Annotated in this window: 24 protein-coding genes and 1 riboswitch; of the genes, 16 read left to right on the top strand and 8 right to left on the bottom strand. The window is 63.3% G+C overall.

Features of this window, described 5'->3' with window-relative positions; translation table 11 throughout:
* The first annotated feature begins 81 nt into the window (after nt 1-81).
* A complete protein-coding gene (locus BFN03_RS14535) occupies nt 82-567 on the top strand; it encodes a hypothetical protein (RefSeq protein WP_157109623.1) in 486 nt (161 codons plus the stop codon).
* 932 nt (nt 568-1,499) lie between these two features.
* On the opposite strand, the gene lpqV is transcribed toward BFN03_RS14535, so the two are convergent.
* On the bottom strand, nt 1,500-1,943 hold the full coding sequence (lpqV, locus tag BFN03_RS14530) for a lipoprotein LpqV (protein ID WP_070379593.1): 444 nt from the start codon (nt 1,941-1,943) through the stop codon (nt 1,500-1,502).
* A gap of 232 nt (nt 1,944-2,175) precedes the next feature.
* Between lpqV and BFN03_RS14525 the strand changes: the two genes are divergently transcribed.
* From BFN03_RS14525 to BFN03_RS14515, 3 genes are all read left to right on the top strand, one after another.
* Complete coding sequence (locus BFN03_RS14525; RefSeq protein ID WP_157109622.1) at nt 2,176-2,670, top strand: hypothetical protein; 495 nt, start codon at nt 2,176-2,178, stop codon at nt 2,668-2,670.
* A 580-nt stretch (nt 2,671-3,250) separates the two neighbouring features.
* Nucleotides 3,251-3,628: an ArsR/SmtB family transcription factor gene (locus tag BFN03_RS14520; RefSeq protein WP_232320284.1), complete on the top strand. Its 378-nt coding sequence runs from the start codon at nt 3,251-3,253 to the stop codon at nt 3,626-3,628.
* The gene (locus BFN03_RS14515) at nt 3,597-3,992 is read left to right on the top strand and encodes a VOC family protein (protein ID WP_070379590.1); all 396 of its coding nucleotides are present in this window, start codon (nt 3,597-3,599) and stop codon (nt 3,990-3,992) included. Before BFN03_RS14520 ends, BFN03_RS14515 begins: the two co-directional genes overlap by 32 nt.
* A 40-nt stretch (nt 3,993-4,032) precedes the next feature.
* Here BFN03_RS14515 and BFN03_RS20465 read toward each other — a convergent pair whose 3' ends face one another.
* Entirely contained in the window at nt 4,033-4,518 is a 486-nt protein-coding gene (locus tag BFN03_RS20465; protein WP_232320283.1) for a hypothetical protein, read from the bottom strand.
* A gap of 332 nt (nt 4,519-4,850) precedes the next feature.
* On the opposite strand from BFN03_RS20465, the gene BFN03_RS14505 reads away from it, so the two are divergent.
* Both BFN03_RS14505 and BFN03_RS14500 read left to right on the top strand, forming a co-directional pair.
* Complete coding sequence (locus BFN03_RS14505; protein ID WP_198163274.1) at nt 4,851-6,062, top strand: PucR family transcriptional regulator; 1,212 nt, start codon at nt 4,851-4,853, stop codon at nt 6,060-6,062.
* A 179-nt stretch (nt 6,063-6,241) separates the two neighbouring features.
* A complete protein-coding gene (locus tag BFN03_RS14500; protein ID WP_070379588.1) occupies nt 6,242-7,054 on the top strand; it encodes a class II aldolase/adducin family protein in 813 nt (270 codons plus the stop codon).
* A gap of 23 nt (nt 7,055-7,077) precedes the next feature.
* On the opposite strand, the gene BFN03_RS14495 is transcribed toward BFN03_RS14500, so the two are convergent.
* From BFN03_RS14495 to BFN03_RS14485, 3 genes are all read right to left on the bottom strand, one after another.
* Entirely contained in the window at nt 7,078-8,241 is a 1,164-nt protein-coding gene (locus BFN03_RS14495) for a cytochrome P450 (protein ID WP_070379587.1), read from the bottom strand.
* 191 nt (nt 8,242-8,432) lie between these two features.
* Nucleotides 8,433-8,747 (bottom strand): DMT family transporter, encoded by a 315-nt coding sequence (locus BFN03_RS14490; RefSeq protein WP_070379586.1) that lies wholly within the window; start codon nt 8,745-8,747, stop codon nt 8,433-8,435.
* A gap of 10 nt (nt 8,748-8,757) precedes the next feature.
* A riboswitch (guanidine-III (ykkC-III) riboswitch) is annotated at nt 8,758-8,822 on the bottom strand.
* A gap of 92 nt (nt 8,823-8,914) precedes the next feature.
* Nucleotides 8,915-9,340: an HIT family protein gene (locus BFN03_RS14485; protein ID WP_070379585.1), complete on the bottom strand. Its 426-nt coding sequence runs from the start codon at nt 9,338-9,340 to the stop codon at nt 8,915-8,917.
* Between the two features lie 45 nt (nt 9,341-9,385).
* Between BFN03_RS14485 and purD the strand changes: the two genes are divergently transcribed.
* Complete coding sequence (gene purD, locus BFN03_RS14480; RefSeq protein WP_070379584.1) at nt 9,386-10,639, top strand: phosphoribosylamine--glycine ligase; 1,254 nt, start codon at nt 9,386-9,388, stop codon at nt 10,637-10,639.
* A gap of 14 nt (nt 10,640-10,653) precedes the next feature.
* On the opposite strand, the gene BFN03_RS14475 is transcribed toward purD, so the two are convergent.
* Together BFN03_RS14475 and BFN03_RS14470 are read right to left on the bottom strand one after the other, a co-directional pair.
* Nucleotides 10,654-11,724 (bottom strand): methyltransferase domain-containing protein, encoded by a 1,071-nt coding sequence (locus tag BFN03_RS14475; protein WP_070379583.1) that lies wholly within the window; start codon nt 11,722-11,724, stop codon nt 10,654-10,656.
* Nucleotides 11,725-11,898: 174 nt separating this feature from the next.
* Complete coding sequence (locus tag BFN03_RS14470; RefSeq protein ID WP_070379582.1) at nt 11,899-12,735, bottom strand: alpha/beta hydrolase; 837 nt, start codon at nt 12,733-12,735, stop codon at nt 11,899-11,901.
* A gap of 119 nt (nt 12,736-12,854) precedes the next feature.
* On the opposite strand from BFN03_RS14470, the gene BFN03_RS14465 reads away from it, so the two are divergent.
* The 6 genes from BFN03_RS14465 to BFN03_RS14440 all read left to right on the top strand — a co-directional run bounded on the left by BFN03_RS14465 (nt 12,855) and on the right by BFN03_RS14440 (nt 18,018).
* Complete coding sequence (locus BFN03_RS14465; protein WP_070379581.1) at nt 12,855-14,051, top strand: pyridoxal phosphate-dependent aminotransferase; 1,197 nt, start codon at nt 12,855-12,857, stop codon at nt 14,049-14,051.
* 171 nt (nt 14,052-14,222) lie between these two features.
* Nucleotides 14,223-14,636, top strand: coding sequence for a DUF1707 SHOCT-like domain-containing protein (locus BFN03_RS14460; RefSeq protein WP_070379580.1), 414 nt, complete (start codon nt 14,223-14,225; stop codon nt 14,634-14,636).
* A 98-nt stretch (nt 14,637-14,734) separates the two neighbouring features.
* Entirely contained in the window at nt 14,735-15,364 is a 630-nt protein-coding gene (locus BFN03_RS14455) for a TetR/AcrR family transcriptional regulator (protein ID WP_070379579.1), read from the top strand.
* Nucleotides 15,365-15,386: 22 nt separating this feature from the next.
* Complete coding sequence (purB, locus tag BFN03_RS14450) at nt 15,387-16,808, top strand: adenylosuccinate lyase (protein WP_070379578.1); 1,422 nt, start codon at nt 15,387-15,389, stop codon at nt 16,806-16,808.
* A gap of 14 nt (nt 16,809-16,822) precedes the next feature.
* Nucleotides 16,823-17,521, top strand: a complete 699-nt coding sequence (locus tag BFN03_RS14445) for a dienelactone hydrolase family protein (RefSeq protein WP_070380945.1) — start codon at nt 16,823-16,825, stop codon at nt 17,519-17,521.
* Nucleotides 17,522-17,601: 80 nt separating this feature from the next.
* The gene (locus BFN03_RS14440) at nt 17,602-18,018 is read left to right on the top strand and encodes an HIT family protein (RefSeq protein ID WP_070379577.1); all 417 of its coding nucleotides are present in this window, start codon (nt 17,602-17,604) and stop codon (nt 18,016-18,018) included.
* Nucleotide 18,019: 1 nt separating this feature from the next.
* Here the strand turns inward: BFN03_RS14440 and BFN03_RS14435 are convergent, their stop codons facing one another.
* Nucleotides 18,020-18,781 carry an NRDE family protein gene (locus tag BFN03_RS14435; protein WP_070379576.1) on the bottom strand — a complete coding sequence of 254 codons (762 nt, stop codon included), beginning with the start codon at nt 18,779-18,781 and terminating at the stop codon, nt 18,020-18,022.
* A 92-nt stretch (nt 18,782-18,873) separates the two neighbouring features.
* On the opposite strand from BFN03_RS14435, the gene BFN03_RS14430 reads away from it, so the two are divergent.
* The 3 genes from BFN03_RS14430 to BFN03_RS14420 are packed head-to-tail and all read left to right on the top strand — an operon-like array spanning nt 18,874 to nt 21,036.
* Nucleotides 18,874-19,368: a MarR family transcriptional regulator gene (locus BFN03_RS14430; RefSeq protein ID WP_070379575.1), complete on the top strand. Its 495-nt coding sequence runs from the start codon at nt 18,874-18,876 to the stop codon at nt 19,366-19,368.
* An 11-nt stretch (nt 19,369-19,379) separates the two neighbouring features.
* Nucleotides 19,380-20,261: an ABC transporter ATP-binding protein gene (locus BFN03_RS14425; protein ID WP_157109620.1), complete on the top strand. Its 882-nt coding sequence runs from the start codon at nt 19,380-19,382 to the stop codon at nt 20,259-20,261.
* A complete protein-coding gene (locus BFN03_RS14420; protein ID WP_070379574.1) occupies nt 20,221-21,036 on the top strand; it encodes an ABC transporter permease in 816 nt (271 codons plus the stop codon). Before BFN03_RS14425 ends, BFN03_RS14420 begins: the two co-directional genes overlap by 41 nt.
* Nucleotides 21,037-21,755 lie beyond the last annotated feature (719 nt).

Here is a 21,755-nt window from a genome sequence, read left to right as displayed (position 1 = left end):
TGTCTACCGACCTTTGCAACCCGACCTGTCGGTATCTATGGCACGATCGCCAGTCACAACATCACCGACGAAAGGGAAACCTTGAAGGCATCTGTCCGCACGGCCGTGACGGCAGTGGTCGCCGCCCCTCTCCTGGCTACTGTATTCGCGGCACCGGCCAACGCCGCCCCCGAGGACGTGACTGCTTCGGCGACCGTCGAGGGCAAGAACATCACCGTGACCGTCGTCAACGGCTCTCCATACAATCTGGGTTGCGAAATCACCTCGATGCGCGACGCGGAACCCAGGTTTCAGTATTCGACCCACGGTTCGGTCGACCCCTATTCCACCGAGGACATCGTCGTGTTCGATGTCGCCACCAGCGATTACAAAGTTCACTGGAGGTGCTTTACGGTAGAGACGGACGAGCAGTGGGGAACTTGGGTACTCGGAGCGCAACCGACGGCTGACCCGATCCCGCTCACCGTCGGCAACGCGCTAACCGGCTCACTCGAGATGCTCGGCTCGCTCGACCTGTGGGGCTCGCTCGACGGGGACGGTTCGGTGGGTGCGATCCTCGGTAGCTGATCCACCACGCGACAACGCCCCCACCCCACCAGGCGGTTTCAACTGGTCGTCGAGACTCCTGAAGGCTGGGAGTTTTCGACGAGTTGACGCGCCCCCGGGGTGGGGGCGTTTCGTTGTCTCTACAGTTCCGCTGGCCGCTAGTTCCCGCACAGACCGCGCTCATCCGGTCAGGTGCAGTTCGTGCCGGGTCTGGGCGTCTCGTAAGTCTTTGCGCCGCTGAGATTGCGCGGACCTTCCCGGCAAAGTGTGGAAACGTTTCAAATTCGGGTCGGCTCCAATTTGTACGTGAACAAATCCAACCTGATTGGGTGGCACCCCTCGTAAGACTGCTTTAATTTGTCTTAATCCCAGCAGGTTTCGGTGCCTGTATGTATCCCGTCGGTGATGCTGCTGACCACCGGCTAGACCAGGCGCCTACCGTCAGGACCCTAGTATTTCGGGCGCGGGAGGACAGATTTCGGCGAGATTTTAATGGGGTTCAACTGCGTCGCCCCGATCCAAACATTCTTGTAAGTGTGAGTGCCCAGTCGTCGATCGACCAAGGCGTCAGCCTGAATGTCCGGCGCCGGAGGGAGATATGGATTCACCGAGGGGTCCGTCAGACTCATATGCTGTTCCCTACTACCGAAGGTCGGTGGAGCACGCTGGCCGGCATGGTGCGTCCCACAGGCGGCCTTCTTCCCTTGCCTTTGATTGGGCTGACACCATCGCAGGCGCCGTGTGGCCGCCAAACTTGACCCTCTGCTTCACCGACGCCATGATCGCCGCAATCGACGACCCCATCGCTCACGCCGACGGCGACAGTGCGGGCTGGCGGGAAACGGCGCACCCCACGACTCCACCAGCACCGGCCGACTCAGGTCGCTGACATGACACACGTCCCGCCACCTCATCCGAGGTGGCGGGACGTTTCGTTGTCTCGGGATCGGTATTCAGCATTCGCCGTTCGCGGCCGCATTCACCGATGCGATAAACCCGGCCTGTTCGGATGGTGTGTTGCTTGCCCACGACCCGTCCGACTCGAAGGTGACGTTTTCGGTCGAATCCTCGACTTCGAGCTGAGCGATTGCCAGGAACGATTCCGCGTCGTCGAACCCGTACATTTCAAGCGCCATTTTGGCTTCGCTGCACCACTGTGCAAGTTCCTCCGATGACGCGGTTATCGGCGCGTTCACGGCAGTCGTCACGCCATTCTCCGACACCTCGTAAATGCTCGTGGTCTCCTCCGACGGATCGACAGTCGCGGTCACCGACTCGGTGGTCGTCGCTGCGACCGGCGTAGAGCTGGGAGCTGCCATGTCGGCGGACTCACCCGACGAGCAGCCTGCGAGAAGCAGTGTGGCGGGGGCCACCAGTGTGAGAAGTGTCCGTTTCATCCGGGTATCAAACCATCCGGTCCGGTCCGGCCTCGCGCCGGTCCTCCCGCTTCCATCCGGGGTGCGTAGTGTTCCTCGTTCTTCTCGAGGGTTGTCACGCTCGCCGACGATGGTGTTTGAGGGTGGGGCGTTTCGCTGTTCCGAGGTGCGCACCCACCGACCCTCCGCAACCCGACCCGTCGGTATCTGTGGCACCATCGCCAGTCATAACATCACCGACGAAAGGGAAACCTTGAAGACATCTGTTCGCGCGGCCGTGACGGCAGTGGTCGCCGCCCCTCTCCTGGCTACTCTATTCGCGGCACCGGCCAACGCCGCCCCCGAGGACGTGACCGTTTCGGCAGCCGTCGAGGGAAAGAACATCACTGTGAGCGTCGTCAACGACTCCCCATACAATTTGAGTTGCGATTGGACCGCGAAACGCGACACCGAACCCAGGTATCAGTACGGGACTCAAGATTGGGTCTTCCCCGATTCCACTGAGGACTTCGCCGTGTTCAACGTTGCGACAGGCGATTACAAGGTTCACTGGAGTTGCGTTACGGTAGAGACGGAAGAGCGGTGGGGAACCTGGGCCGTGTCAACGCAGCCGACGGCTGACCCGATCCCGCTCACGGTCGGCAACGCACTGACCGGCTCACTCGACGCGCTCGGCTCGCTCGACCTCTGGGGCTCACTTGACGCGTTCGGTTCACTCGGTTCGGCGGGTTTGCTCCTCGGTAGCTGATCCACTACGCAACAACGCCCCACCCCATCAGGCGGTTTCAACTGGTCGTCGCAGCTCCGCAGGCTGGGTGTTGCGAGGAGTTGCCGCTCCCCGGGGTGGGGCGTTTCGTTGCCTCATAGGTTCGCGGGTTCGGCACCGCGCCCCGCTCTGCCCACATTTTGCCCACACTTGAAAGCCATGCAGTGCCAAGCAACGCCAGCAGGCGCCTGATAATGCCAGTTCAGAGAATTTCTACCCGCTGCACCACGGGGTCGAGAACAGTTCAATCCTGACAGGGGGCTCTGCTCCTGCAGAAGAAGTTCTATAGGTGAGGCCCGGTTTCCGAGAAGGGAGACCGGGCCTCATGCATTCTCTGCCCACACGAAGAACCAAGGCATGGACGTCGATGCTCGCTTCCTGAGATCCCCGGAAAAGAACGGTGGAAATCCTCGGAGAGGCCTCGAACTCGGTCACTGCGCCACGTACCTCGTTGTTGACGGCGATAACGAGGTGGAGTGCGAACGCAATGCCCGCACGGTGGCTGGAAGTCAGGGTCCACGGCGCGCAGCCATAGCCTCAGTTTTGACAGGCAAGTAATTTCTTGCCTATCGTTTCTGGCGTGGAGGACATCTTCAAGGCTTTGGCGGACTCCACGCGCTGCACGATCCTCGACGAGTTGACCGACCGAAACGGCCAGACGCTTTTCGAGATCTGCTCGCGTTTGACAACCAAGCACGGCATTGGTCTTACGAGGCAAGCGATTTCACAGCACCTCGGCATCCTGGAAGCCGCCGGACTGATCAAGACCATGCGCAAAGGCAGATACAAGCTCCACTACATCAACACCAAGCCGCTCGAACCGATCGTCCAACGGTGGCTTGACAAGAACGCGGCCAACTATATCGATGACGACCACGATGCCGGCACTGTCGACAGAAGGGACCACGATGAGAATCAACCTAACCAGCGTGCTCGTTGACGATCAGGACAAAGCGCTCCGTTTCTACACGGAGATCCTCAAATTCACAGAGAAGAACAACATTCCACTGGGTAAGTTCCGTTGGCTCACCGTGGTGTCACCCGAGGATCCTGATGGCACCGAACTCCTACTCGAACCCGACGACCACCCAGCGGCCAAGTCATACAAGACCGCACTGGTAGCCGACGGCATACCGTGCACCTCGTTCGCCGTGGACGACGCGCAAGCCGAGTACCAGCGGCTGCGTGGACTCGGGGTGCACTTTACCCAGGAACCCGTCGATATGGGCTCGGTAACTACCGCCGTCTTCGACGACACGTGCGGCAATCTAATCCAAATCGCGCAGCAAGCCGCTGGTAGATGACCCGTGAGCCAATCGGCTTTCGCCCAAGATCTCTGAACGGTCAGTTCCCGGTGAGGTTCTCCACGCATTCATCGACCGCCCGTACGCGGCTGTCGCTGGTCTGAATACCCAAAGATTCGCGTGCCCTGGGCCAATTGGTGTCGTTGCGTGCCCGATCTGTCGACGAGTAGACCTGGCCCTCGAACACCACCCACACATCCGCCCGACTCTGAACGCTCCCCGCATTGTCGACAACTGTTGCACCGAAGAAAGTCAGGGCACCGTCTTCGATCACTGTTGCGTTGGTCAAGCTCCGATTGGGCTTTGTCAGACCTGACGAGACGAGGTCGATGAGTGCCGGGTCTGCGGGTTTGCAGCGGGGATCGGAAGTTGAATCGGGCCGCTGCGCCGAAGCGCCGGTGTCATCCATGGGTGGGCTTACGATCAAGCCGATGATCGCGAATACCGCGAACGCGGTCGCCAAACCGAACAGCAACTTCTGCCAGATCGGACGCTTCTTCCCTGGATCCCCTCGAGTCCCGGTCATGCGCGTATCAAACCATGCGTCCTGTTGCGTCGTGGGGAAATCGGAGCGTCGGATGATCTTGGTTGCAAGAAAGGCCGGATGGTCGGCTCCCGTCGCACCGACGTTCCCGAGAGCACATGGTCGGAGCTCTTCGGAAGTCCACCGGTTGTCGGAGCCAGTTTGTTGTTGATCCAGATTCGGCAGATGCCGCGAGTCATTCGACGCTGGGGGATTGGACGCTGGGGGATTGGACACTGGGGGATTGGACACTGGGGGATTGGACGCTGAGGGATTGACAGTTGCTCGAACCGGGCACTCAGATGATGTGGGGCGCTACTTCGAGGAGTGCGGTATTGCGGACCGACAACCTGCAGGAGATGGTCGATCGCTTGGCGGTGCGGCTGCAACGATCCGTCACGGTCACTGACCCAGAGATTCGAATTCTTGCCGCGAGCGCTCACTACGACGACGAGGACGAGGCCCGGGTTCGGGCCGTGCTGGCTCGGGTTGCGCTACCCGAGGTCTATCGACATATCCACTCCTTCGGGGTCAGAAGTTGGAGCGAGCCGGGCACCGTTGCTGCCGCACCGACGTTGGGTTTCGAGCAGCGATTCGTGATACCGATTCGGCAAGGACGAACCTTGCTGGCGCTGCTCATGATTATCGATCGGGACGCGAACGGGCTGACCGACGTCGAACTGAATGCGGCGATGCAGACGACTCGAGCGATGGTCGGCATTCTCGATCGAGACCAAGCGGACCTGCAGCGACGCCAGGCGCAACGGTCCCAACTCCTCTCCGACCTTCTCAGCGATCATGACGCTGTGCGAGAGCAGGCTCGCTCGCAGGCGGCCCACATCATGGGCGGTCCCGTCGATCAAGCCGTGGTGATGACGATGAAGATCGGTAGCCCCGGGCGCTACGGCGCCGAGGTCGGCCTCGAGGTCGATGCCGGAATTGCAAACGTGGAGCTGAGAGAGGGCTCTCGACTCGCGCACGTGTACCAGGACGGAACTGTGACGATATGCGCGGTCACCGAGCACCCACCAAGTGAGGAGAGCATTCGCGAGCAAGGAAGGCGCATCCTGGACTCGGTCAGTTCACTTCTTGACGAGAACGCCTGTTGCACAATGGGATTGTGCGACGAACCGACGCAGCTGAGCATGATACGCACGGCGCACAGAAGATCGCGACTGGCCGCCGAGGCCGCAACGTGGCTCCCCCAGTTCCGGCCGGTGGCGGCGTATTCCGACCTGGGAGTGTTCTCCGTCCTCCTTCGGCTACGGCGTGAAGATCTCGAAGAGGCAGTTCCATCAGCTCTGTGCCGGCTTCTCGAGGACGACACGCACGGTGTGCTCGGCGAGACGCTGGCGCTGTACCTGGTATCGGGCGGATCGATACCTGTTACCGCCCAGGGTCTTAGACTGCACCGAACGTCGCTCTACTACCGCTTGAACCAGATCGAAACGCAGCTCGGGATGAGCCTTCACGATGGCGAAGCACGCCAAGTTCTCCACCTCGGACTCAAAGCGATGGAACTGCTTGACGCGTACACCCGCTCGTGATCGGTTTCATAGTCGACGCAGAAGTGGCGCGACGAGGGTCTTTCTACGAAACGTGAAAGTCGCCGTCGCATCTCGCGACAAAGTGCGGTGGTGCGCTCCGACGCTCGCGCCGACGATGGCTTTAGGCATCCGAGAAAGGTTGCGAACACGACATCGAGCGGCCGAAAAGGAGAGACGTCATGACCGAGACAGTGGAGCGCCAATCCATCTACCAACCTCAGCAACAGGGGCTGAAGTTCCCTGAGCTACCGACATTTAAGTCTCTGGAGGAAGACCGCCTGCATCGAAAGGAACGGCTCGCCGCCGCATGTCGTGCTTTCGGCAAGTTCGGCTTCAGCTACGGAACGGGCGGTCACCTCACGGTCCGCGATCCCAAGGACCCCGATCTCTACTGGACGAATCCCTTCGCCGTGCCGTTCTCACACGTCAAGGTGTCGAACCTGATCCTCGTCGATCACGGCGGCAGGGTCGTGGAAGGTGACCATACCGCGAACCGGGCCGGCTTCGTCCTGCACTCCGCCATACATGAGGCGAACCCCGACATTGTGGCTTCGTGCCATGCCCACACGGTTCACGGTGCGGCCTGGGCCGCCATGGGGCGATTGCTACCGCCGAACACCCAAGATGCCTGCGTTTTCTTCGAGCACCACACCGTCATCGAGGAAGAAGCCGGCGCGATCGTCGTCGAAGTCGACGCGGGCAAGGCTGTCGGTTCCAAGTTCGGCAACAACAAAGCCGTCGTTCACCAGAACCACGGGCTGTTCTCGGCCGGAACGCACAGCATCGACGAAGCGGCCTGGTGGTTCATCGCCCTCGAGCACGCCTGCCGGGTACAGCTGTTGATCGAGGCATCGGCAACGCCGCCCAAGCCGGTCGCGCCCGACGCAGCGAGGCACACCCGCCACCACTTCGGCACCCCGTACATGGGGTGGCTCAACTTTCAGCCGATCTACGAGAGCCTTGTCCACGAGGAGCCCGACCTGTTGACCTGACGAGAGTTCCGACGCTGACCCCGCTACCGCAGTGTGTCCAAATCGGCGGTAGCGGGACTGTAAGTCGCGCGTGGCAGCCCGAGCACGGTAGGCAAGGCGTTGGGTGCATGGACCCGCGTGGACGGCCGCAAACTGATCTCCCGGTCGGGGGCGAGTCGCGCGTTCGGGTACGTGGTGAGGAACTCTTCGAGTGCGGTGGTGAGCTCGAGTCGTGCCAGGGATGCTCCGATGCAGTAGTGAATACCGTGCCCGAAGCTCAAGTGCTGCTGAGCTCCGGCGTTGGTTTCGCGTGTGGCCAGAAGTATCGTGCTGCCGGAGGGGATGACCGTGTCACCGACCTCGATGTCGGTGGTGGGGAAGCGGCGTATCGCATGCTTCACCCCGTCGTGGAGGCGAATGATGTTCTCTCGGAGCGGGTCGCTGATTGTTCCTGTGCGGGTGAGGGATTCGGTGATTTCTGCTGCGAGATCCCCGGAGGTGAGTACGGCATGCAACGTGTTGGTGAGCAGGTTCGCGGCATTCTCGTACCCCGCGCCGAGGAGCAGGAAGGCCAGGGATAGCAACTCGTCATCCGTCAACGCGTCGCGGTTATCGCGTGCGGCAATCAGGTCGCTGATCAGATCGTCCTGGGGCCGGTTGCGTTTCGTGGCAATCAGCTTCATCAGATAGAGGACGATCGCGCCGGCAGCCTGCTTGACGGATTCTGGATCAGTTGTGGCGTTGTTCACCAATGTCGTTGTCCAGCGAGAGAAGTCCTCCGTGTCTTCTACAGGTACACCCAACAGATCGGCGATTGCCCGACATGGAATCACACTGGTGAATGCCGGGATCAGGTCGACGACGCCGTGCTCGTCAGCCTGGCCGGGCAATGCGGCAAGAAGTTCCTTGCACGTGGAGCGCACGTGCGGCTCGAGTGCTTCGGTTCTGCGAGTGGTGAATGCTGCGGCTACGAGTTTTCGGATGCGAGTGTGTTCCGGTGGGTCCATGTTCAGCAGGTTCGCATCGAGTGCGGGGGGCAACGAAAGCCCTGTATAGCCACTGGTGGAGTGTTTCCGGTTCAACGACAACCGCTGATCGCCCAGGAGATGCCGAACAGTGTCGTAGCCGGCGATCTCCCAGGCCGTGGTCGAATCGGGCAGGGTGATGCGCTCGATGCGTGTGTCGGCACCGACGGGAACAGACGTCATGGGTGTCCTAGTCCGAAGGGGTGAAATGCCCTGAGAGTTTACGAGCTGGCTCGCGCGCCGGAACTACATCCCTCGAGTGGGACAGCAGCAGGGGCCAGCATTTAACGACGGTTCGTATCACGCGAAACGGATGCCATGCGAAATACGTACCTTCTTGCCGGCCCCTGCCACAACCCCTCGACTATTGCGAATCAGTGCAGAACCTTCAGGCCGACGACGCATCCCACGATTCCCACTATCAGCAGGACTTTCACCAGCGATGCGGCCTCGCTACCCGTCAGCATTGCGTAGGCAACGGTCAACGAGGCGCCGATTCCCACCCAGACTGCATAGGAGGTTCCGGTGGGAAGATCGCGCATCGCGTATGCCAGACCCGCCATGCTGAGAATCAACGCAACACCGAAGAGGGCGCTGGGTCCGAGTTTGGAGAATCCTTCAGAGCGGCCGAGGGCAGTGGCCCAGACGGCCTCCAAGATTCCCGACACCACTAATACGATCCATGCCATGACGAGCTCCTGTGCACCGTCTTGTCGCTGGCCGGGTACGGTGCGCTCGTCCGGATGTCGTATCGACGACCAATATGTTACCCAACTGGGGGCTCGGGGCAAGTGAGCGTGACCCCGGCCCGAGTGCGTCAGGTCGTCGAGTGGTGAGTGGGCAAGGAAGCCTTCGATCAGACGGGGACCGTGTCGGCGTACCCGAGTTCACGAAGGCTTGCCTTGATCTTGTCAGCTGCCTCGTCGAGGGATTCCGGAGACGGGTTCGGATCCGCGTTGCTGATGTTGAAGTCGCCGAGGCCGTAGGCAGGGAAGACGTGCACGTGTAAATGGGGTACCTCGAGGCCTGCAATGAGCAAACCTGCGCGAGGGGCCTCGAATGCGGGGCGTACAGCGCGGCCGATCGTCCGGGAGACATCCATGACCTTGGTCCACACGTCATCGTCGACGTCCTGCCACTGGTCCACCTCCCTGCGCGGCACGACCAGGGTGTGACCCTGCGTGACGGGCGCGATGGTGAGGAACGCGACGACGTCGTCGTCCTCCCACACGAATCGTCCGGGCAGATCTCCGTTGATGATGGCACTGAATACAGATCCCATGTGGTGAGGTTATGCGCTCGGACGGGCGCGCCGTAGGCTGACCTCGTGCGCGTACTCGTTATAGGCTCCGGAGCCCGTGAACATGCCCTCCTTCTCGCCCTCTCTCGCGACCCGAGTGTCACTGCCCTGATGTGTGCACCCGGCAACGCCGGGATCGGCAAGATCGCCGAGCAGCACCCCGTCGATGTCGCGTCAGGGGAGGCCGTGGCATCTCTGGCGAAGAAACTCGACGCCGACCTCGTCGTCATCGGCCCCGAGGTGCCCCTCGTCCTCGGCGTCGCCGACGCCGTTCGCTCGGCCGGCATCGCCTGCTTCGGCCCCTCGGCGGGGGCCGCACGCATCGAGGGTTCCAAGGCGTTCGCCAAAGATGTCATGGAAGCGGCCGGTGTCCGAACCGCGCACAGTGAGATCGTCGACAATCCCGCCAAGCTGGACGAGGCCCTGGATCGCTTCGGACCGAACTGGGTGGTCAAGGACGACGGCCTGGCCGCGGGCAAGGGCGTCGTCGTCACCACCGATCGTGACACCGCCCGCGATCATGCTGCCGAGTTGCTCGAGAACGGTCACCCGGTCCTCCTCGAATCCTTCCTCGACGGACCCGAGGTATCGCTGTTCTGTGTCGTCGACGGTGAAACCGTGGTGCCACTGCTTCCGGCTCAAGACCACAAGCGTGTCGGCGATGGTGACACGGGGCCCAACACCGGCGGCATGGGCGCCTACACGCCGCTGCCGTGGCTGCCCGACGAGACCGTCGCCCGCATCGTCGACGACGTCGTGAAGCCGGTCGCTGCCGAGCTCGTCGCGCGCGGTTGTGCGTTCACCGGTCTGCTGTATGCCGGTCTGGCGATCGGCAAGGACGGCCCGGCCGTGGTCGAGTTCAACTGCAGGTTCGGTGACCCCGAGACGCAGGCGGTGCTGGCTCTGCTGAAGAGCCCGCTCGGCGAACTCCTGAACGCGGCGGCCACGGGAACGTTGGATCAGGTCGCGCCACTCGAATGGCATGACGGCTCCGCGGTGACGGTCGTCGTCGCTGCCGAGTACTACCCGGCGACGCCGCGCACGGGCGACGTGGTCACGGGAGCCGATGGCGACGGGATTCTGCATGCGGGTACGAAAATTGTTGAGGATCAAGTAGTTTCGTCCGGCGGCCGCGTCCTCAGTGTTGTCGGGGTCGGACCCGATCTGACCGCCGCGCGCGACGACGCCTACAACAAGATCGCCACCGTCAAGCTGCCCGGAAGCCACTACCGCAAAGACATCGGCCTCGCCGCGGTCGAGGGGCGGATCGCTGTTCCCTGACGGAGAACCGCGGCTCAACAGCAGGAGCTGTCCTGAGATCCCTCGGAACCTGCTTGGGTGAATGGTACGTCCGTGCCGCAGCCCGCGAAGATGCCGTAGTGGCGCGAGAAGTCTCCCAGGAACTCGAAGTGCGGGGAGAAGCGTGTGTCGGACAGCATGCGCCAGGTGTTGCCGCACACGGGAAATACCTTGCCGGTTTCGATCTCGTGGTGCTTGTCGAGTAGGAAGCTGTCCGACTGTCCTTCTATGCCGCCTCGGTAGACCACCGCCTGGCCGTAGTCTTCGCAGGCGCTCTCCAGGTTCTCCAGTTTGAACAGCCGGTACGTTGCGGAGTGGAAGCGAATGTTCCCGGTCTTGGAGGCAACCTCGGCATTGGTGATGTCGAGCGGACGATCGGTCACGAGCCGCGGATCGGCGAATCCGGCGCGTTTGGCCAGGGTCAGGAAATCGTTCCAGTACAAGGCGCCACTGAGGCACTCCCCATAGAGAACCTCGTCCTTGCGGAGCTCTTCGGGGATCCTGCGATCTGCATATACATCCGAGAAGTAGAACTCGCCACCAGGCTCGAGCAGCCTGAACACGCCGCGCAGTACGGCCTCCTTGTCGGCGGCGAGGTTCACAACGCAGTTGGAAACGATGACGTCGAAGCTGCCGGGCTCGAGTGGAAGGGCCTCGAGTTCCTCGATGTACCCCTTCAGGAAGGTCGTGTTGGCGAAGCCGAAACGTTCGCTGTGCCAGTCTTGATGGGCGCGCGCCACGTCGAGCTGCTCATCGGTCATGTCGACGCCGGTGACGTGGCCTCCGCTGCCTGCAAGTTGCGCCAAGGCGTAGACGTCACGCCCGGTTCCACAGCCGAGATCGAGAACGCGACGGCCATCGAGCATGGCCGGGGCCACCAGTCCGCAACCGTAGTAGCGGGCGAGCACTTCCGGGTGGATGGCGGACAAGACCGGTTTCAGCCATTCGGGGACATTCTCTGCGTCACAACACGCGCTGGTCTGGAGGTCTTCGGTGCTTTGAAGCTGCTTGCCGTAGTAGTCGCTGACTGACTGCCGGAGGCTCTCGACGGCGACGGTGTCGTTCATGATGGTTGTGCTCCCGATTGTCTGGTTTGCGAACCTGGCAACGGCTGTGCCAACTATGGCCGACCCCCGGGCTTACCTCGGCATAACCGCCGCCCTCACCATACGCCCGAAAATACGGTGCTGCCGGGCACGATTTCGAGGTAAATCGGCGGTGAATCGGGGGTGTACGGCACCCTACGGCCGCCCGACAGTCCGGTCCGCCAGAGACTTGACGGCGTCGACGACCTCGCGGCCGAACATGACGGCGTCGTTGTGTCCGGCGCCGTCGATCCTGACGATTTCGACGGGCCCGTTTGCTGCTTCCGCGACGGCGATGCTGTGCGCGGGCGGCACAACCTCATCGGCGCCGCCGTACACGACCGTCGTCGGAACATCGATCTGCGAAACCGCTTCCGCGACAGCGAAGCGATCGAACAGGAGGAATCCGATCGGCAGTCCGAAGAAAATCCCTCGCGCAAGCGATTCGAGATCGGTGAGTGGCGACCGGAGCAACAGTCCGGCCGGCGGGTGCGCTAGCGCGAGTTCGCTCACTACCGCGGTACCGAGGCTCTCCCCGAAGTACAGCATCCGATCCGGTGGCACTTGCTTCCGTTCGACAAGGAACCGGTATGCAGCTTCGGCATCGCGCCCTAGTCCCGCCGAGGTGGGATGTCCCGGGTTTCCGCCGTATCCCCGGTAGTCGAAGAGCAGCACCGCGAATCCTTCGGCTGCGAGCTCACCCGCCAATGAAGCCCGGTCCGAACGGTTCCCGGCGTTTCCGTTTGCGATCAGCACGGTCGCATCACGGTCGGCGTTCATCGGAGGCACGTACCAGGCGCCGAGTTCGAGTCCGTCGGTCGTGGTCAACTGAACGTCCTCGGCCCCGGGCAGCACAATCGATGCCGGCGGGACGGGGGACGAGTCGGGGAAGTAGATCAGCCGTCGCTGAAAGACCCACAGCGCCGCGATCAGCGCAAGTGACAGCACGAGAACCGTCACCAGAATGCGTACCCAGGTCGACGCGGGCAACATAATTCCAGTGTGGTCTGATGGTGTCGCTGTGGATAGCCCCCGAAGGTGCAATCGAGAAACGGGCGAGTCGTCGCGACATAGTGTTTCCGCGAGTGAGCGAGCCGCGATAGCGTCGTTGGGTGCGCCACGAATCCCAGCGATCAAACATTCAGACCTTTCATGTCATGGACGTGTGGAAGGCGGCCATCGAGCGGCAAGGCACGCACGGCGATGTGCTGACGCTAGCGGCGGGGCAGCCGTCCACTCCCGCCCCACAACCCGTTCTGCGAGCGACGCGCGAGGCGCTTGACGGGCAGCTGCTCGGCTACACCGAGACGTTCGGAATCGCGCCGCTGCGCGAGGCCATTGCCGAGTACCACTCCGCGAAGTCGGGCATCGAGGTCGATGCCGATGACGTGGTCGTGACGACAGGTTCGTCAGGTGGGTTCACGCTGCTGTTCCTCGCCGCCTTCGATGTCGGCGACACGGTAGTGATGGCCCGCCCGGGCTACCCCGGCTACCGGAACACGCTTGCCGCGCTCGGTTGCAAGGTCATCGAGATCGACTGCGGTCCCGACACCCGATTCCAGCCAACGGTCGCGATGCTCGAGGATTTGCCTGAGCCACCCGACGGCCTGATCGTCGCAAGCCCTGCCAACCCGACCGGCACCGTGATCGATCCTGAAGAGCTGGCGGCCCTGGCTCGCTGGTGCGACGATCACGGGACGCTGCTGATCTCCGACGAGATTTATCACGGCATCGGTTACGGCGACCAGGTAATGACCAGCGCTTGGGAGACGTCCCGCGAATCCGTTGTCGTGGGTTCGGTCTCCAAGTATTTCTCGATGACGGGCTGGAGGCTGGGATGGATGCTTGTGCCATCGGGACTACGCCCGGCATTGCAGCGCCTCGCATCGAACATGACCGTGTGCCCGCCCGCCCTCTCGCAGTACGCGGCGATCGCCGCATTTACCCCCGAGTCGAGGTTCGAACTCGACGGTCACGTCGAACGCTACGGCGTCAATCGTGAACTTCTGCTTTCTGGCCTGCCGGAACTGGGTATCAGCGATCTGGCCCCGGCAGACGGCGCGTTCTACGTCTACGCCGACATCGGGCACCTGCTCGAAGGAACCAGCACTGCAACATCGACCGCTGCAACATCGACCGCTGCAACATCGACACAGTGGTGCTCGCGGCTCCTACAGGAGACCGGAGTGGCGTTGGCGCCGGGCATCGACTTCGACACGGTCCGGGGCGATCGGACGGTCCGGATGTCTTTCGCCGGTGCCACCGCGGAGATCCGTGAGGCGTTGGTCCGGCTTGGTCGCTGGCTGTAGCGATAAGTTCGGCGGCACCCGCACTTGCGGCGGCATCTGCGACGCTGTTCGATGGAGGTGAATGTGATTCGAGGGTCGGGCGGGCGTTGCAGAATGTCGGGTTGACCAGGCACAGAATCACCCCACTGTGAGTATGATTACAGTATTACAACCCGGGATCGAGGCGGCGATATGAGCGACATCAGACATCCACAGCCACCAGTTCCCGGCGGAATACGAATCGGGACCGTGGAGCGGGAACGAGCTGCGACCGCTCTCACCGAGCATTTCGCCGCCGGACGCCTCGACACCGACGAGTTCGACACCCGGGTTCGCCAGGCGTACCTCGCCAAGACCGTCGCTGACCTCTCTGTCTTGTTCGCGGATCTGCCGAGCAAGCCGCACTTCGGCGAAGAATCCCCGAATGTGCAGCGACGTTCGAGTCGGGATCCGGCACCACTGCGGATGCTGGTGTTCTTGCTGGCTGTGCTTGCCGCCGTTCTGTGGGTGGTCACCGTCCGTGTCCCACCGCTGGTCTTCCTACCCATCGTCTGGCTGGTTCTCGCTCGGTTCTACGTCGGCCGCGGGTCGTGCCGAACGGGCTGACCCGAGAAGCTTGATTCGAGCTTCGGCCGGGACCACGGGCTTTTCGGTCTTGGTCGAATCCGCCGTGGTGCGATGCCCCCGCCTGGGAAGATAGAGCTGTGTCTACAGCGGTAACACCGAAGGGCGAGCGGCGCCGTCAGGCGCTCGTCAAAGCCGCTGCCGACCTGTTGCTCGAGGGTGGATTCGACGCGGTTCGGCACCGCTCGGTGGCTTCGAGGGCCGATCTGCCGCTGGCCTCGACCACCTACTACTTCGAGTCCCTCGACGACCTCATCGCGAAGGCTGTCGAATACAACGGCAACCGCGACCTTGCCGTCATGCGCTCGCGCGTCGAGGACGTCACGCACCGTCACCGCGGGCTCGAGTCCACCGTTGACCTGCTCCTCGATCTTCTCGTCGGACCTGCTCTGATCAGCATGGACTGCCGCGAACGACTGATCTCGCGGTACGAGCGCTTCACCGCGTCTGCACGCCGGCCCGAACTGCGTGGGGTTCAGTCGCGACTGGGCATGCAACTCCATGACCTGCTGACCGAAGCGCTGCGCCGCTCCGAACGGGTCGCTCGGCAGGAGCAGATGCGGCGTCTCGTTGCGGCAGTCGACGGAGCACTGTTGACGGCTCTTGGCGAGCACGATTCCGACGTGCGCGCGCTGACCCGCTCGATGTTGCTCGACGTCGTCGATGTGGTGGCGCCCGCGGTGCAGCAGCCGGGCCGCGCTCAGCCGTAGGCCCGCCGTAAGCTGGGGACTCGTGAGCCGCATCCCGAATGTTCTTGCCAATCGCTATGCCAGTCCGGAACTCACCTCGTTGTGGTCTCCCGAGCACAAGATCGTCCTCGAACGTCAGTTGTGGCTTGCCGTGCTGCGTGCCCAGGCCGAACTCGGGATCGATGTGCCTGCCCAGGCGCTCGCCGACTATGAGCGGGTGCTCGAGACGGTGGACCTCGAATCCATCGCCGCCCGTGAGCGCGTCACGCGCCATGACGTGAAGGCGCGCATCGAGGAATTCAACGCGCTCGCCGGACACGAGCACGTCCACAAGGGCATGACCAGCCGCGACCTCACCGAGAACGTCGAGCAGCTGCAGGTGCTGCGGTCGCTCGAGCACGTGTACGACCACGGCGTCGCTGTCGCTGCCCGTCTGGGCGAGCGGGCCGCCGAGTACACCGGCATCGTGATGGCCGGACGCTCGCACAACGTCGCCGCGCAGGCCACCACCCTCGGCAAGCGTTTCGCGTCGGCCGCCGACGAACTGCTGGTCGCGCTCACCCGTCTGCGTGAGCTCATCGACCGCTACCCGTTGCGCGGCATCAAGGGGCCGATGGGTACTGCCCAGGACATGCTGGACCTCCTGGGCGGTGATGCCGCGAAGCTCGAGCAGCTCGAGGCCAAGGTCGCCGAGCATCTCGGCTTCGCGCACGTGTTCACCAGCGTCGGCCAGGTGTACCCGCGCTCGCTCGATCACGATGTGCTCTCCGCGCTGGTCCAGGTCGGTGCCGCGCCGTCCTCGCTGGCCCACACCATCCGCCTGATGGCCGGCCACGAGCTGGTCACCGAGGGCTTCCAGCCTGGTCAGGTGGGCTCGTCGGCGATGCCGCACAAGATGAACACGCGCTCGTGCGAGCGAGTCAACGGCCTTCAGGTGGTGCTGCGCGGCTACGCCTCGATGGCCGCTGAGCTGGCCGGCGCGCAGTGGAACGAAGGCGACGTGTTCTGCTCGGTCGTTCGCCGTGTCGCGCTGCCCGACGCGTTCTTCGCGATCGACGGCCAGATGGAGACGTTCCTGACCGTCCTCGCCGAGTTCGGCGCCTACCCGGCCGTCATCGAGAACGAGCTGGCCCGCTACCTGCCGTTCCTCGCCACCACCAAGGTCCTCATGGCGGCCGTTCGTGCCGGGGTGGGCCGTGAGACCGCGCACGAGGTCATCAAGGAGCACGCCGTCGCCGTCGCGCTCGGCATGCGGGAGGAGGGCCGGGAGCCCGATCTGCTCGACCGGCTCGCCGCCGACGAGCGTCTGGGGCTGGACCGGGCCGCACTCGACGAGGCACTCGCGGACAAGAGCGCGTTCGTCGGCGCCGCGGGTGCGCAGGTCGATTCGGTGGTCGCCGAGGTGCGCAAGCTCGTCGATGCCAATCCCGATGCCGCCCGGTACGTCCCCGGAGCGATTCTGTGACAACAAATTCCGAAATCGAGACCCAAATGGTCGCGGTCGGTGACCTTGCCGCGCACCTGGCGCAGCCGGAGGGTGGCAGCGACAGCGTCATGCTACTGCTGCCGATGATCACCGGGATCGACGCACAGGTGCGCACTTTCGCCGCAGACGTTGCGGCAGCAGGGATTACCGCCCTGGTGTGGGATCCGTGGCATGGACCGAGCTTCGACGACACCCCGCAGGAGCGACTCTTCGAGCTCATGGGACAGCTCGACGACGAAACGTGTCTGTCCGAGATGGGTGCGTTGCTCGACTATGCGCGTACCGACCTCGGTGCCCGTCGGGTAGGCGTGATCGGCTGGTGCCTGGGTGGCCGGTTCGCGCTGCTGCTCGGTGCACGTGACGCCGGGCTGGCGAATGTCGTTGCCTACCACCCGTCGATCTGGGACTCGGCTACGAATCACACGCTCGATTCCGTCGCCCTCGCTGCGACGATTGCGGCACCGGCCATGGTGCTGCACGCCGGTGCGGACAACATCCTGACGACCGAAACGTTCGAAGCGTTGCAGGCGGCGCTGCAGTCGCGCGAGAGCGGGGCGACAATCCTGCATGCGTATCCCGGCGCCGAGCACGGGTTCAGCGCCCCCAACCGGCGCGACAACGCGGTGAACAAGGCGGCCTGGGAATTGTCCTGGCCGCAGGTGCTGGCCTTCGCGAAGGCGACTCTGGGCTGACCAGCGGCTAGCCACTGGCGACACACGCGCGGTACCTCGTCAATCGTCGTCTCGGGTATCGCCGCATACCATCGTCGAGCATGAGCCATTGCGTGTTCTGTGCCATCATCGCGGGCCGGGCCGAGTCGAGCGTCGTGTACCAGGACGAGCAGGTGATGGCGTTCATGGATATCCGGCCGTGGACGCCCGGGCATTTGCTGGTCATCCCGAGGCGGCATGCGAGTGGGCTCGCCGATCTCGATCCCGCCGACGGTGCGGCGGTGTTCTCTGCGGGTCAGCGGATCGCGACAACGTTGAGGAGCGGGTCGATGCGGGCCGAGGGAGTCAATCTCTTCCTCGCCGACGGAGTTGCCGCCGGCCAGGAGGTGTTTCACGTCCATCTTCACGTCGTACCTCGTGCGACCGGCGACGGATTCGGGCTACGCGGAGCGCCGAGTTCGCCGAGTCGCATTGCACTCGATCAGACGGCGGGAGTGATCCGTTCGTCCCTCACATGACCTACTCGAACGGGAGTCGGGTCTCGCCGGTCATGCCGTTCTCGTCGAAGCGGCGCTCGGTGATGTCGTACGTGCCGTCCGGCCGGACCCGCAACAGCGTGCAGGCGCGTGTCCCGTAGCCCTCGTAGCGGATGAACCGGGACGATAGTGCGAGTTCGAGTTCCGGGCCGACACCTGTGTCGGGTAGGTCGTCCCACGGCGCAGGATCGGCATCGGTGAGCACGTCGAAGTACGCCTCGAGGTCGGGGTCGGCGCTACCGTCGTCGGCGGCGAGTGCCGTGGCGAACGCACGAGTACCACCGGTCACCTTCGGCCACGGGGTGTCGAGTTGGGCATTGGACAATCCGTGGATTCCGGGTTCGACGCGCTGCCGGTGACCGTTCGGCCGATTGGTGGTCCACCACAGTTCGTCGGGGTCGCCGACGAGAAGGTTGAAGCTGCCGTATTCGGATCCGACCGCAGTCACCCGAGCGGCATAGTCGGCCGGCGATGTCGGGGCGCGGAGATACTCCACGGGCAGTGTGCCGCGGGACCGGGCTCCAGCGGTGGGCACGCCGTTGCGAACGTTGGTGACGGCCGCGAATCGGAGGTCGTCCGTGACGCCCATCCAGGTTCCCCCGGCGAGGAGATCGCGTCCGGCGACGAAGCCTTCGTCCCAGCGCTGGAGCGGCTCGGCAGGCCGTGCATAGAACTCGTCACGGTTTGCTGCGATCACCAGGGGCAGATCGGGCCGGGTATGCCAGGCGAATAGAACCAGGCACATTGACTGTTCCCTTCGGCGCGATCGACTAGCGAGATTACCTTCTCGAGCGTAGTCGCCATCGATTTACCTCTGAAGCAGAGCTATATTGAGGTATGGCACAGAATGAGGCTGTCGACCACTCGGCGATGCCGCCGGCAGAGCAACTGTTCAACGCAATCGGGTTACTCCGTCGGCACACCCGGCGAAGGGTGGGACGACCATGGCCGGAAACTCCGTTGACCGGTTCTCAAACAGAGTTGGTGCGGTTGCTGCGCAGGCACCCCGGAACTTCGGTCGCCGAGGCGGCGTCGGCTCTAGGCCTCGCGGCGAACACCGTTTCGACGCTGGTGCGCCAGCTCATCGAAGCCGGGTTGGTCGAACGAGAGCCGGACGCCAATGACCGTCGCGTCGCGAGACTGGCGCTGACCACTTCTGCGCGCTCGCAGGTCGAGCACTGGCGCGACCGGCGCAATGTTGAGGTCGAAGCGGCTTTCGCAAGTTTGAGTCCGCAGGACCGGGCCGCTATCGAATCCGCCGTTCCCGCGATCACCCGTCTCGCCCGCGCACTTCACCCCGAGCGGCACGACGCCGCGCAACCACTGCCATAGGAGGTTGGCACATGATATTTCCCCGGCGTGGGAACGCCTCATTTCCCTGGCGTGGCAACGCCTCCCGTGAGCCCACGCGCACGGTTTCGACGAGCGGTGCGCTGACACTGTCGAACGTGACCTACCGCTTCGGCGACTTCACGGCGGTGAAGAATCTGAGCCTCGAGATAGAAGCGGGGGAGTGCTTCGGGCTCCTCGGTCCCAACGGGGCGGGAAAGACGACGACAATCAGGCTGCTGGCTACTCTGCTTCCGTTGCAGGACGGGGACGTGAGCATCTTCGGGTACGACGTGCGCACGCAGTCCATGGCGGTGCGCCGGCTACTCGGGTATGTGCCGCAACAGTTGTCGATCGAAGGAGCCCTGACCGCCCGCGAGAATGTCTCCTGGTTCGCGCGCCTGTACGACGTACCTCGATCCGAGCGGCGAAGCCGGGTGAACGAGGTGCTGGAGATGGTGGACCTTGGCGACGTCGCCGACCGACTTGCGGCCAGCTTTTCGGGTGGGATGATCCGGCGTCTGGAACTCGCGCAGGCGTTGGTCAACCGGCCGTCATTGCTGGTTCTCGATGAACCGACGGTCGGGCTCGACCCGGTAGCGCGGGACTCGGTGTGGGCCCGGGTCACCGAGATGCAAAAGCAGTACGGAATGACGGTGCTGCTCACTACTCACTACATGGAAGAAGCCGAGGCGCTGTGTGATCGGGTTGGGCTGATGCATCGGGGCGAGTTGCGGGCCCTGGGTTCGCCGGCCGGACTCGTGGCCGAGCAAGGGCCGGATGCGACGCTCGAGGACGTCTTCCGTCACTTCACCGGTGACAGCCTCATCGAATCAGAGAGGGGAGGGTTGCGCAGTGTCCGTAGCTCCCGCAACGTCGCGCACCGTCTGGGTTGACGTATCGACCCGAAGTGCGCGCATGCTCTCACGTATCGCCACGTTCTGTCTGGTCGAGTTGCAGAGGCTTCGCCATGACCGATCGGAGCTGATGACCCGAGCGGTTCAGCCGATCCTCTGGCTCGTCATCTTCGGTGAAACCTTCACCCGCATCCATGCCATTCCAACCGGCGACGTGCCCTATCTCGACTACCTCGCGCCGGGAATCATCGCTCAGTCAGCTCTTTTCATCGCCATCTTCTACGGCATCCAGATCATTTGGGAACGGGATGCGGGGGTGCTGACCAAGCTTCTCGTGACCCCCACCCCCCGAGCTGCGCTGGTGACGGGCAAAGCCTTTGCGGCAGGCATCCGTGCGGTGTCGCAGGCCGTTGTCGTCGTGATCGTGGCAGCTCTGCTCGGGGTCGGTATGACATGGAATCCGTTGCGTCTGCTGGCGGTGGTCGTCGTCGTGGTCCTGGGCGCCGCGTTCTTCGCCTGCCTGTCGGTTGCCATCGCGGGTTTGGTGCTCAAGCGCGACCGGCTGATGGGAATCGGGCAGGCCATCACCATGCCGTTGTTCTTCGCGTCGAATGCGCTGTACCCGGTGGACGTCATGCCCGGCTGGCTGCAGGTGGTCAGCCACTTGAACCCATTGAGCTACGAGGTGAATGCACTGCGGGGTCTCCTGATCGGTCAGCCCACCAACTATTGGCTCGACTTCGGCGTGCTGATCGGGGCGGCCGTGCTCGGTATCGCGGTTGCGTCGGCGCTGCTGGGCAGGTTGTCACGGTAATATTCGCGAGCGGCGGTTCACTTCCCTGAGACGAAGGCGATCTCGTTGATCAGCGATTAACCGGGCGATTCTTCCGCCGCGTGAACTCGGGCCCCTCGCAATCGAACTCGAATCCTGTGCGTCTGAACTCTCTGAAACCGACGTGCTCGACACCGGGTCGGGCTTCGGGGGGAATTTCGTCTGAAACAGAGTTATATTGAGGTATGACGCGTTCGACGAGTCCCGCGTCGACGATCTGGCGCGCAAGCGTCGAGACAGTGTTCGCCGCGAGACCCAAACCTGCTGCCGCATCGGCGACCGAGATCCCCGGCCGACGCCGGAGCAGCCGCGCCAACTCCATGTGAGATTCAGTCAACGGGGTTTCGTGCCATCGTTGGCCCACACTTCGCCGGGCATGCCGCCGCAGCAGTCCGATTGCGGCGAAGAGTTGCTCGCCTGGCGGCACCTTCGCGTGGTCGAAAGTCTCTGCCTGTGTGCAGGACGAGTACGACCGTCCGATCGCAAGACTCGCGTTGACCGCTGCGGCGCGTTCGCGAGTTAGGACACTGGCGTGACCGCCGAAATGGCGAGGTCGAAGCAGCCTCCGCCAATTTGAGTCCCGAGGACCGGGCCGCCATCGAATCTGCCATTCCCGCGATTGCTCGTCATTGCCACGCGCTGTATCCGGACAGGACGACGCCGGGCAATCAATGTCACAGGAGGTCGGAATATGAGGTTCC

This window comes from Rhodococcus sp. WMMA185, assembly GCF_001767395.1.
Taxonomy (GTDB): domain Bacteria; phylum Actinomycetota; class Actinomycetes; order Mycobacteriales; family Mycobacteriaceae; genus Rhodococcus_F.
The sequence above is the reverse complement of the archived record's forward strand: the minus strand, read 5'-3'. Positions and strand labels throughout refer to the sequence as shown.